The following is a 12,052-nucleotide window of genomic DNA, read 5'->3' on the forward strand; positions in this document are numbered from 1 at the left end:
AAGGAGTGACTATGTGGGCGATTTTGAGTGGTATTGAGGGAAATCTGGCCGCCTATGAAGCGGTTTTGGCTGATCTAAAACGCCAACGATCGCCCATTGACGCTCTCTATATCCTGGGGGATGTGATTTCGCCCGTTGCGGATAACACCGCCATCATGCAACGGCTGTGCTATCCACGATCGGGAGAACTCGAACCCCAGGTTTGCCAGGGCTGGTGGGAGGAGCAGTTACTGACTTTGCACGGGCTAGGACGATCGGCAGAACCCACAGAACTGATCGATCGGTATGGCCTGTCCGTTGTGAAACAACTCTGGGATGGCAGTTCACGATCGTTGGTTGATTGGATCAAGTCCTTAGATTTTGGCTTGTTTGAACTCGATTGTTTGTTGGTTCACGGTAGCAGCATTAGTGTCAGTGATGAATTAACGCCGGATACCGATGCAATTTTCATGCTCGATCGCTTGTTGAGGATGGATGCGAATTATTTATTTTGCGGTCGATCGGGTTTGGCGTTTGAATATGCCATTCACCGGGGTAGTGTGGTTTCTGAAATGACCACCCTCACGCCAGTCCCAGAACTAGTTCCAGCACCAGTTCCAGCACCAGTTTCAGCCCATCTAGCAGACCCACGATCGGAGCCGTTAACTGAGGCTGAAACCGTGACATTACGACCTCGAAAAATTATTGGGGTTGGCAATGTGGGACGGGTACCCGGACAGGCGACCTATACGCTCTATCAACCCTATGCGGGCAATCTTGAATTTCGGACAGTCCGTTATGGCACTGCCAAAGGATTCTCGCAAAGTCGATCGCAGTCGCGATCGTAGCCCGGTTGTACCCTGGATTTAGCATTGCGGGTGCAGGATTCAGCGTGTAGCGTGCAGCAGATACGCGAATTACACGCCAGAGATAACGCTTTAGAGATAACGCTTTAGAGATAACGCCTTATACCCAATCAATTTATGCTTGCAACCCATGACGATCCCCCTAGATCCCCCGTAATAAGGGGGATTTTGGGAGAATCTTCAGATTTCACAACAATTCCATCAATTTCCTAGATATTTCTGGCTCCTCCCTTTTTAAGGAGGGCTAGGAGAATCGGGGTTGTAGCATTGATAACTCAAATTGATAACTCAATTGGGCATTAGAAATTAGGGCTTAGAGATAAAGTGCACCCAGAAGTTACCGTCGGGGATGCAGAGTCGTTTAATGAGATCGTAGGAATAGTGGACAAATTTCCCCTTGGTGTCGAATTCCCAGGCATCGTTGGAATCGTAGCCCCAGGAATACCATTCCCCATAGGGATCGTGGGCGATAAAGCCGTATTCGTCGTAGCCCGCTAAGACGACGATGTGCCCGAAGTCGGTAAAGTAGCCATGGATAACGGCAGGTTTGCCGCTGGCGAGCCAAGCCTTGACCTGTTCGATCGTGGCATCGGGGCGGAAGTCATCGCGGTAACCGTAGGCTTCCACAATCCGTGCTAGATCGTAGGGACTGTGGCGACTGAGGCGATTGCGTTCGGCATAGTCGTACAGTTCATCCTCAAACTGGCCAACGGTGCTCTTGCGCTGGGCACCCAGGAACCGCAGACACATGGCAATGGATGTGACATTACAGGATCCATCGGGGTTCAGTACGTTATCCCGCTGGGATTTGTAGGGAATGTCGAGTTTGACGCTGGTGGGGAGCACCGCTGGGAAGGAGAGTTGGCTGTCGTTGCGGATCTCGACATGCTTGCTAAAGACATACCACTGCACGCTGTCTTTAAAGGGAGTTGCGAAGGTGCAGCGCAGGTGATCCCGCTCGATCGTGAAGGAGGCCAATTCGAATTCTTGGTTGGCTTCGACCTTGGCTTTGAGATCCTCAGGCAGTTCGGAGGATTGGATGGGTTTCTTTTTAAACGTGGTAGTAGTGACGGTGCGGAGAATGGTTTTCATAGAACTTCAGCTAGGGAATTTTGAAGAACAAGCGTTCAGAGAACAAGCGTTCAGAGAACAAGCGTTCAAAGAACAATATTCGAAGAACAATAGAAGGCATCGGCAATTGCTCTCAAGCCCACTATTTTCATTCTAGATAAATTGATCTGGGGAAGACGGAGAGTAGATTCACGGGAATCGGAGTGCTTTTCGGAAGGATGGAAAGTTCCGCGATCGACCGAGGGGGAAGGCCATAGGGTAAACTAGATGGGCTTATGGGCGTGCTGGGTTGACTGGGTTTACAACGGCTTCGAACGGGGGATGAACCGTCGTTTTTGGACATTGTAAGGCCGGAGTCACCTGAAGTCGCCCTGAGTCGAACCTTCTGAGTTGAACCTTTTAGTTGAACCTTGCGTATTTCCCTATGAACGCCGTCGCCCAGTTGCAAACCCGTCTTCAACAAGCCCTCGTTGCTGCGTTTGGGCCAGAATTTGCGGACACCGATCCCCTGTTGGCCGCGACGAATAATCCGAAGTTTGGGGATTATCAGGCCAATGTGGCGATGTCCTTGGCGAAAAAGTTAGGGAAACAACCGCGCCAAGTGGCCCAGGAAGTCATCGATCGCTTAGAGGTGGCGGAGTGGTTTGAAACGCCGGAAATTGCGGGGCCAGGGTTTATTAACCTGCGGTTTAAGACGGACTATTTGCAAGCCAGTTTGCAGGCGATGCAGGCGGACGATCGCTTGGGCATTGCCCCCACCCAGACGCCCCAACGGATGATTGTGGATTTTTCCAGCCCGAATATTGCTAAGGAAATGCACGTTGGGCACCTGCGATCGACGATTATTGGGGATTGCATTGCACGGATTTTGGAGTTCCAGGGTCATGATGTGCTGCGGCTGAACCATGTGGGGGATTGGGGGACGCAGTTTGGCATGTTGATCACCTACCTGCGGGAAGTGGCTCCGGCGGCACTGACCCAAGCGGACGCGATCGACCTGGGGGATTTGGTGGCGTTCTACAAAAAAGCCAAGGCACGGTTTGATGAGGATGAAGCGTTCCAACAGGCGGCGCGGGAGGAAGTGGTCAAGCTGCAATCTGGGGCGGAGGACACGCTGCGGGCTTGGAAGCTGCTGTGCGATCAGTCCCGCCGGGAGTTTCAGGTGATCTATGACCTGCTAGATATTCAACTGGAAGAGCGGGGCGAATCTTTTTACAATCCCTATTTGCCTGCGGTGGTAGCAGATTTGAAAACGACGGGGTTATTGGTTGAGGATCAGGGCGCGCAATGCGTTTTCACGGAAGGATTTACGAATAAGGAAGGGCAGCCGTTACCGCTAATTATTCAGAAATCCGATGGTGGATTTAACTATGCGACAACGGATTTGGCAGCGATTCGCTATCGCATTGGCACAGACGGAGCCCAACGGATTATTTACGTGACGGATGCCGGACAGAGTAATCACTTTGCCCAGGTGTTTCAAGTGGCGAGGAGAGCGGGTTGGATTCCGGAGACGGTAGAAGTGGTGCATGTGCCCTTTGGCCTAGTGCAGGGGGAAGATGGCAAGCGCTTGAAGACCAGATCGGGGGATACGGTGCGGCTGCGGGATCTGCTGGATGAGGCGGTGGAGCGGTTCCGGGCGAATTTGGATACGAAGATTGCGGAGGAGGAAGGCCGCGAGGAGACGGCGGAATTTAAGGCGCAGGTGTCCCAAGGGGTGGGAATCAGTGCGGTGAAGTATGCGGATTTGAGCCAGAACCGCACGAGCAATTACATCTTTAGCTATGACAAGATGCTGGCGGATAAGGGCAATACGGCTCCCTATATGCTGTATGCCTATGCGCGGGTGCAGAGCATTAGCCGTAAGGGAAATATTGATTTCTCATCATTAACGGCGCAGTTACAATTGCAGGAGGAGTCGGAGTTGATTCTGGCGAAGCATTTGTTGCAGTTGGAGTCAGTGATTGCGCAGGTGGGTGAGGATCTGTATCCCAACCGTTTGTGTCAGTATTTGTTTGAGCTGAGTCAGAAGTTTAATACGTTCTATGATGCTTGTCCGGTGTTGAAGGCGGAGGAAGCGTTGAAGACTTCGCGGTTGGTGTTGTGTGATTTGACTGCCCGATCGCTCAAGTTAGGGTTGTCGCTGTTGGGTATTCCAGTGTTGGAGCGGATGTAGAGTCTAAATCAACTGACTGATTAACTGACTTTTTCAGGAACTGGCCTTTTCGGGTTTGATGCTGATAATTGTTAGCTGGGAACAACTGATATGGTAAATCCAAAGACTCATCCAAATAATGATTGGGGGAGGATTGTAGGAGATCAAGATTGGGATACTTACTGCGGTTTCACCTCCCCGGAAAGGCATACCAAGATTGCTGAGTTACAGCAACTCCTGGCAAACGGATACTCCAATCCCCCACCAGCCGAGATCTGGCGACAGATTGGTAGGCTTTGGAGTGCTGAGGGGCGTTGCATGGATAACCAAGAAGCTCACCAGCAAGCTGTGTTGAGCTTTAAACAGGCGATCGCGCTCCAACCTGATTTCCCGGAAGCTTGGAATAACTTGGGCAATTCCTTGGTGAATATAGGCATCTGTGAGGATGCAATCGCTGCCTTTGACACGGCTATTCAACTGAAACCTGACTATTTTGAAGCCTGGGTAAACCGGGGTAATGCATTCTACTTCTTCAACCGTTATGAAGAGGCTATCGATAACTATGACAAAGCCTTGCAGCATAACCCTAGTGCCTCTGAAACTTGGAGCAATCGAGGTGGAGCGCTAACTAACTTAGGGCGCTACGAGGAGGCGATCTCTAGCTATGACCAAGCACTGCAATACAAACCTGAGAATGCACAAGATTGGTATTATCGTGGCTTTGCACTAAATGGCTTAGGCCGCTATGAGGACGCGATCGTCAGTTACGATCAGGCAGTTCACTACAAACCTGATGATTTTTTGGCTTGGAGCAATCGTGGTATTGCACTTTCTAACTTAGGGCGCTGTGAAGAGGCGATCTCCAGTTACGATCGAGCATTGCATCTCAATGCCCAATTATCCTGGGTGTGGAGTAGTCGGGCAGCAGCACTCAATAACACTGGACGGTATCAAGAAGCACTTGAATCTGCGGAAAGGTACATCTCCCTACAGCCTGAAGAGGCCCACGGATGGTATGTTAAAGGCTATGCATTGGATAAATTGGGGCATTACCAAGATGCCGTTAACAGTTACGAACAAGCGTTGCAACGTAATCCTAGCGATCCTCTGGCTTGGCGCGATCGAGGCTCATCGCTCGCCAACTTAAAACACTTTGAGGAAGCGATCTCGAGTTTTGACCGAGCGTTGCAGCATAAACCAGATGATCCTGATATTTTGACTCGTCGAGGTGCAGGATTGATGTTACTGAAATGCTATGAAGAGGCAATCGCTGCCTTTGATCATGCATTGCAGTATCAACCAGATAATACTGGAACTTGGTATGTTCGTGGTATTGCATTAGACGAATTAAAGCGCTATGAGGAGGCGATCGCTAGTTACGATGAAGTGTTGCAACGCACCCCCGAATTATCTACAGTTTGGATTAGTCGGGGAGTGAGTCTAAATAATTGTGGACGGTATCAAGAAGCGATTGAATCTGCCGAAAAATCTATTACACTCCAACCTGAAGACGCCCATGGCTGGTATGTTAAAGGTTATGCACTGAAGAGACTAGAGCGTTATCAGGATGCGATTACTATCTACGATCAAGCACTTCAATGTAAACCTGATGCCCCTGATTATTGGAAAGAGTATGGTTATATATTGCTCGAGTTAAATCGTCATGAAGAGGCGATCGCTAGCTTTGATAAATCCTTACACTACAACCCTGAGCAACCTCAAACTTGGGTTAACCGAGGGACTACACTGCTTAACCTAGAGCGATATGAAGAGGCGATCGCTAGTTTCGACCAGGCATTGCAGTATCAACCGGACAACCCTGAAGTGTGGGGAGAGGTTGGTGCGATACTTGCTCAATTAGGGCGCTATGAAGAGGCTCTAGTGAAATTGGATCAAGCATTACAATATCAGCCTGACCTTGCCCTTGCTTGGACAAATCGGGGCGCTGCTCTAGCCCAGCTAGAGCGTTATAAAGAGGCGATCGATAGTTGTGACCAAGCATTGCAGTACAAACCTGACGATGCGATGGCTTTAAATAATCGGGGATTGGCTCTGATTAAGTTGGAACGATATGAAGAGGCTCTCGCAGATTTAGATCAAGCATTGCAGTATCAGCCAGACCACGCCCTTGCCTGGAACAATCGCGGGCTAGCACTCCTCAGTTTAGAGCGCTACGAAGAGGTAATCTCGAATTTTGATCAGGCATTACAGTATCAGCCGGAATCTGCCCAAGTTTGGGGTGATCGAGGGTTTGCCTTGCATAGCTTAGGACTCAGCGAGGAAGCAATTGCTAGCTTTGATCGGGCATTGCACTATAAGCCTAACGATTCTCAAGATTGGAGTAATCGTGGAGCTGCACTGGTTAGGTTAGAACGTTATGAAGAGGCGATCGCTAGTTACGATCGAGCATTGCACTGTAAGCCGGACTCTGCCAACGCTTGGTGTGGTCGTAGTGCAGCACTAACTGGATTGCAATGCTATGAGGAAGCGATCGCCAATTGTGACCAAGCCTTGCAGCATGAACCTAACTTCTCCTCAGCCTGGAGCAACCGAGGAGTTGTCCTTGTTAGGTTAGGACGCTATGAAGAAGCACTTACCAACTATGATCAGGCATTGCAGTGTAAACCGGACGATTATGAAGCTTGGAGTAATCGTAGTGCTGCATTAGCTGAGTTAGAACGCTATGAAGAGGCGGTCATCAGTTGCGATCAGGCATTGCGCTATCGACCGGATCATCCCACTACTTGGCGAAATCGCGGTGTTGTCTTGGCTGAATTGGGGCGCTACGAAGAGGCGTTGGTAAGCTTTGACCAGGCGTTGCACTACGAACCAGACAATGCCTCAGCCTGGACAGGTCGTGGCGGGGTAATGGGGGCATTGGAACGCTATGAGGAGGCAGTCTCAAGCTACGACCAGGCATTGACACTTGATCCTGATTTCTCCAGTGCTTGGAACAATCGAGGAGCAGCGTTAAACAACTTAGGACGGTTTCAAGAAGCCCTTGAGTCTACTGAACGGGGGATTGCGCTCCAGCCAGAATCAGCAGAAGGATGGCGTATCAAAGGTTTTGCCTTAGATGGGCTAACTCACTATGAAGAAGCCATTGCTAGTTATGACCGAGCATTGCACTACGAACCAGATAATGCTGCAGCCTGGACAGGTCGTGGTGGGGTGCTGGCAGACTTGGGGCGCTATGAGGAAGCCATTGAGCATCACGATCAGGCATTGCAGTATGAACCTGATCTCCTCGTAGCTTGGGGTGGTCGCGGTGCCGTTTTAATTAGTTTGGGGCGTAATGAGGAAGCGATCGCTGACTTCGATCGGGCATTACAACTCAACCCCAATATGTCTATAGCCTTACATGGTCGTGGGTTTGCCCTCGCCAATCTGGGGCGTTATGAAGAAGCAATTGCCAACTACGATCGAGCCTTAAGCCTCAGACCTAACTTCACTGATGCCTGGATTAGTCGCGGATTCGCCGCCTTCAATTCCGCCCTTAACCCCATGAACGAGGGTTGGAGCAATCCTACCTTGGTAACGGCATCCCTGCCCCCAAAACTCCAAAACCCCGATCTAGATTTGCGGGGCTATGAGGGCTGCCTAGCTTCCATCCAGGAGGGATTCAAGCACAGCCCAGAAGGCAGTGAAGCCTGGGGTCAATTACACCGAGCCTTAGGCGAAGCCCATCGACTCTGGGGCAATCGCCAGGAAAGTTCCTTCCCGTTTTGGCGAAAAGCGCTTGCCTGCTACAACAAGGCATTGGATATTTTCACAGCAGACACCTTTCCCCAGGCACAGCTAGAGGTTCTTGCTCTCCTAATTCGCACCCATCGTGCTCTCCAGGAAAAAGATGAGATTGTAGATGCACTGGCACGCCAGGGTACTGAACTCCTAAAACGAATCTTAAGGGAAAGCTCTTCTGATGCCCAAAAGCAAAGACTGGGCCTGCAATTTGCCAGCTTTGGGCAAGCCACGGTTGACCTATTGGTTCAGCAAGGAGAACTCATTCAAGCACTGGAAACTGCCGAAAAAGATAAAAACTGGCTGATGACTTGGTTACTGCACTGGCAAAACCCAGACGATATTCCCACTGCCAGCTACGAAGCCATGCGGCAATTGCTCCGCCCCCATACCGCCATGGTTTACTGGCACCTCAGTCCTGATGCCCTCACCACCTTCGTCTTACGCTGGGACAGATTACACCCCACCGTGATCAGCCGCACTACTAGCAATAGTCAAGCGGAGCTGCAACAGGTCAGTCAACTGGAAACCTGGCTCAAAACTTGGAACCAGACTTACCAAAATCACATCAACAAAAGCAAAAATACTGACCCTCACGAGAAATCTGACTGGTTCAATACCCTGCCCGATCTATTGGATCAACTCGCCGAAATTCTCCAAATTGATCAGATCAAAACCCATCTCCCCCCAAATCTCACCCACCTTACCCTCATTCCCCACCGCGACATCCATCGCCTGCCGCTGCACTCCTTCTTCCCAGCCTATCCAACCACCACCCTACCCAGCCTCCAAATCGGTCATAGCCTCCGTCCCTCAGCCTTGCCCCTCAAATCAAGTGAATCCAATAGTTCCGGACTCACCATTACCGCCCCCATCCACCAAGACCTATCTCCCCTCTACCATGCCCAAGCTGAAACTCACCTGATCAATCAACTCCTAGCAAAAACCTACTCCGTTGAATCGATCGACGCCCGTAAAGCAACCCAGGCGGCTGTCAGTCACGCCCTAGCTCAGCCCCACCAAATTTTTCACTTTAATGGCCACGCTGCCTACAACTTTGCAGACCCGAAAAGCTCTGCCCTAGCGCTTGCCGCAACAGATAAACTCACTGTTCAAAACCTGCTCCAAGTTCCCCTAAATAGCTATAGCCTAGTCACCCTTGCCAGTTGCGAAACCGCTCTCAGTGGCAATCAAACCATCACCAGTGAATACGTTGGCATCACCAGCGCCTTTCTTGCTCAGGGGGTTCCTGACATTCTCAGCACCCTCTGGACAGTAGAATCTGCCGCCAGCATGGTCTTCATGGCCGAATTTTACAGCCACCTCCATCTTGGCCCCGCTGCTGCCTATCACCACACACGTCAAACCCTAAGATGCCTCACCGTCACTCAACTGAAAACCCGCTACGATAACTGGCTCAGCCTCGACCTCCCTAGCCAAGTTCGGGAGTTTCTGGAAGAGGAGCGGAATGAGCTTGATAGAATAGAGCCAGATGAATGCCGCTATCGTCATCCTTACTACTGGGCCGCCTTTACGCTTACAGGACTCGGAGGCTAACCATGCAACCGCTTGAACCGCTTGAACAACTTGCAGTGGATGCCTTTGTCGCTGCTGTGGAAACCTGCCGCGAAGAAGGTATTCAGTTACCCGAAAGCGTTTGGTTGATTGCCCAATCGCCAGACCGCCATGTTGAATCGCTAGGCGAGATTGCTAAGCAGCATCCCCAGTTGAATACTGCTTATCGCACTGCTCGCAAGCTATTACGCCAAGCAGAGGGCGATCGTCAAAAACGCCTCACACCAAACATGATGACAACAGAAACAGGTCATCGATTGTCCCAATCTGACTTAGTCAGAATCAACACCTTTGGTAGTCATGGTGTGTCTAGTTATGGTGTGTCCCAGCCTGACTTAGTGAGTGTTAACTCATTCTCCTACTCGGAGGAAATCTTTAATAGCACGCCAAATCCCGACAATACTCAACCCAACTCTCCATCACTCCAGGAACCCCTCCCCCTTCCCAAATCTGACCAACAGGAAACATCCCCACCACCAATCTATCGTTTTGTACTGCCCAGCAATACAACAGAGCACGATCGTCATTACTTTCAGAATTACGTCACCGAACTCCAGCGCCTCAATCCCTCCTGGATTCTCACTCGCGACCGCTGTACAGATAACGAAAGTGAGGCTTATGTGATGGTCTGCAACAACGAAAAATATAGGACGCTCTACGCAACCTACATCACTAGCCAACTGATTCAGGATCTTTTTGCAGGTTTTAAACTATGAGTGATTCGCAAGCCCAAACGGGCGATCAGTCAACGCCAATCTCTGCTTCAGCGAATAGCACGCCCCAAGAACCAACCACCAAACCTATCGAAGTTATTGAAACTATTGTTATCCCCAAAAGCCCAGACCTACCCAGCTCAGACTTAATGAGTTTAGTCAGCCAAGCTATCCAAGCAGAGCTTCAAGCTGGAAAATCAGGTATTTTTGAGAAATTAGTTTCCCTTCGCGACCAGCAACTCCAACAAGAACAAGAAGAACGTCGGGAAGAGCGTCGCTTGCGAGAAAAAGAAATCAACAATAAGCATGAATTGGCACTTAAGGTTGAAGATCGCCAAACCAAAGCTGATGTAGCCAGTAAAAACAATATTCGACTGATGATTGCTACCTTCGCTATTTCTTTCCTCGCTTCTGTGGGATATGCGACTTTTTCAAAAGATGCAACCTTGGCAGATCGAGTCTGGACAGGGACGTTGGGACTTGTTGCGGGGGGTGGAGGAGTAGCAGCTATACGCGCTAAAAAATCCAATGAACAAGATCCAGATCAACCGTAGCTACTTATCACTTGTCTCTTGGTTATATTAATTGTGCAATTCCATGCTGAGTTATCTGAAGGGCAAAGTTGTCTGTACGCAAAAGAGTCAGAACAATCGGGTGGGTCTGACGATCGAGGTGAATGGGATTGGCTATGATTTGCAGATTACGACGCGCCATTGGCAGCAGTTGCCTGCACCGGGGGAGGTAACACAGGCGTTTTGTCATTTGAGTGTGCGGGAGGATCAGATTACGTTGTTTGGCTTTGCGAATGCGGCGGAGCGGGATTTGTTTCGGCAGTTGATTAGTGTGAGTGGGATTGGGCCGCAGTTGGCGATGGCGTTGTTGGATACGTTGAGTTTGCAGGAGTTGGTGCAGGCGATCGTGAATGGCAATACGCGGTTGTTGTCGAAGACGCCGGGGGTGGGGGGCAAGACGGCGGAACGGATTGCGCTGGAACTGAAGACGAAGCTGGCGGAGTGGCGACAGAGTTCTGGATTGTCGATGCAGCCGGGAGCGGGGCCGGTGGCGTCGATTCAGGAGGATGTGGAGATGACGCTGTTGGCGTTGGGCTATACGGAGCGGGAGATTACGCAGGCGCTGACGGCGGTGGGGCAGAGCAGTACGTTGTCTAAGACGGCGGATGGGGAGGAGTGGATTCGGTTGGCGATCGCGTGGTTGAGTCAGTGAGGGTTGAGGTGTTAAATGATACCTAAATTATTTTTTGCAGTACGGATTGACAGGGCTAGGGGTTTATTCGTAACCTAGCATTTCATAGCGGTTCCGTGAACATCCTTCTTTCGCGAGATGGTTAAACATGAAGCACGGGGTCGCTGGGATCCTGAAAATTTAGGGCACTACTCGGGATTGGGCCAACAACCCCAAGTAGCTATTCCCCCTCGCTGAGAGTGCAGCAAGGAGGCTTGATGAGGATTTTAGCATCTGACCGAGCCACTCTTGTTTGTGATGTCAAACGGGGTGGCTCTAAATTTTTGGGCTTTCTTCGCCCTCATCCCTGGCCCTTCTCCTGCAGGAGAAGGGGGCAAGTTTGCCGTGGGGGAAGGGATTCACTACAACAAGGAGAAGCTCAGTTATGGCGAAAGGTTCTAGCGATCGGAGCGATCGTGAAGTTCAACATGAGAAACAACGCTTACAGATTCACTTAATCGGTCACAAGGAGTTCGTGCAGGACACGATTAATCAATTCCATGCGCATCGGATCGCGGACAGGATTCATTGGAGTCAACCGATGAAGATCGTGCATTCCGACGGGCAATACATCAGCATCCTCAGTCGCGAACGGCTGCGATAACAGTTGTAGCATCAGTGTCCCGCAGGTGCGTTAATGCTCCCATAGACTGCGGGCACTGCAATCTCAGGACACAATCTACTGCGATCAACAGTTGGTGACAAGTATC

Annotated in this window: 8 protein-coding genes; 7 read left to right on the forward strand and 1 reads right to left on the reverse strand. The window is 50.5% G+C overall.

All coding sequences use genetic code 11. The features are described from left to right. Positions 1-5: 5 nt before the first annotated feature. A complete protein-coding gene (locus H6G21_RS09380; RefSeq protein WP_190573023.1) occupies positions 6-827 on the forward strand; it encodes a metallophosphatase in 822 nt (273 codons plus the stop codon). Positions 828-1,151: 324 nt separating this feature from the next. Here H6G21_RS09380 and H6G21_RS09385 read toward each other — a convergent pair whose 3' ends face one another. After that, positions 1,152-1,937, reverse strand: coding sequence for a C39 family peptidase (locus H6G21_RS09385; RefSeq protein WP_190573025.1), 786 nt, complete (start codon positions 1,935-1,937; stop codon positions 1,152-1,154). A 403-nt stretch (positions 1,938-2,340) separates the two neighbouring features. On the opposite strand from H6G21_RS09385, the gene argS reads away from it, so the two are divergent. The 6 genes from argS (at position 2,341) to H6G21_RS09415 (ending at position 11,946) form a co-directional block, all read left to right on the forward strand. Further along, positions 2,341-4,092 (forward strand): arginine--tRNA ligase, encoded by a 1,752-nt coding sequence (gene argS / locus H6G21_RS09390; RefSeq protein ID WP_190573027.1) that lies wholly within the window; start codon positions 2,341-2,343, stop codon positions 4,090-4,092. Between the two features lie 297 nt (positions 4,093-4,389). Continuing rightward, a complete protein-coding gene (locus H6G21_RS09395) occupies positions 4,390-9,369 on the forward strand; it encodes a CHAT domain-containing protein (protein WP_190573029.1) in 4,980 nt (1,659 codons plus the stop codon). 2 nt (positions 9,370-9,371) lie between these two features. Then, positions 9,372-10,103 (forward strand): hypothetical protein, encoded by a 732-nt coding sequence (locus H6G21_RS09400; RefSeq protein WP_190573031.1) that lies wholly within the window; start codon positions 9,372-9,374, stop codon positions 10,101-10,103. Next, complete coding sequence (locus H6G21_RS09405; protein WP_190573034.1) at positions 10,100-10,654, forward strand: hypothetical protein; 555 nt, start codon at positions 10,100-10,102, stop codon at positions 10,652-10,654. The genes H6G21_RS09400 and H6G21_RS09405 overlap by 4 nt, the downstream gene beginning before the upstream one ends. Before the next feature lie 43 nt (positions 10,655-10,697). Beyond that, positions 10,698-11,324, forward strand: coding sequence for a Holliday junction branch migration protein RuvA (gene ruvA, locus H6G21_RS09410; protein WP_190573036.1), 627 nt, complete (start codon positions 10,698-10,700; stop codon positions 11,322-11,324). Between the two features lie 403 nt (positions 11,325-11,727). Then, complete coding sequence (locus tag H6G21_RS09415) at positions 11,728-11,946, forward strand: hypothetical protein (RefSeq protein ID WP_190569303.1); 219 nt, start codon at positions 11,728-11,730, stop codon at positions 11,944-11,946. The last annotated feature ends 106 nt before the right edge of the window (positions 11,947-12,052 follow it).

This window comes from Alkalinema sp. FACHB-956 (assembly GCF_014697025.1).
Classification (GTDB): domain Bacteria; phylum Cyanobacteriota; class Cyanobacteriia; order Leptolyngbyales; family Leptolyngbyaceae; genus Alkalinema.

Bases quoted from the DNA above. Each gene is read 5' to 3' on its own strand.
- H6G21_RS09405 (WP_190573034.1), top strand. From the start codon at position 10,100: ATGAGTGATTCGCAAGCCCAAACGGGCGATCAGTCAACGCCAATCTCT.
- H6G21_RS09400 (WP_190573031.1), top strand. From the start codon at position 9,372: ATGCAACCGCTTGAACCGCTTGAACAACTTGCAGTGGATGCCTTTGTC.
- ruvA (WP_190573036.1), top strand. From the start codon at position 10,698: ATGCTGAGTTATCTGAAGGGCAAAGTTGTCTGTACGCAAAAGAGTCAG.
- H6G21_RS09385 (WP_190573025.1), bottom strand. From the start codon at position 1,937: ATGAAAACCATTCTCCGCACCGTCACTACTACCACGTTTAAAAAGAAA.
- H6G21_RS09395 (WP_190573029.1), top strand. From the start codon at position 4,390: ATGGATAACCAAGAAGCTCACCAGCAAGCTGTGTTGAGCTTTAAACAG.
- H6G21_RS09415 (WP_190569303.1), top strand. From the start codon at position 11,728: ATGGCGAAAGGTTCTAGCGATCGGAGCGATCGTGAAGTTCAACATGAG.
- argS (WP_190573027.1), top strand. From the start codon at position 2,341: ATGAACGCCGTCGCCCAGTTGCAAACCCGTCTTCAACAAGCCCTCGTT.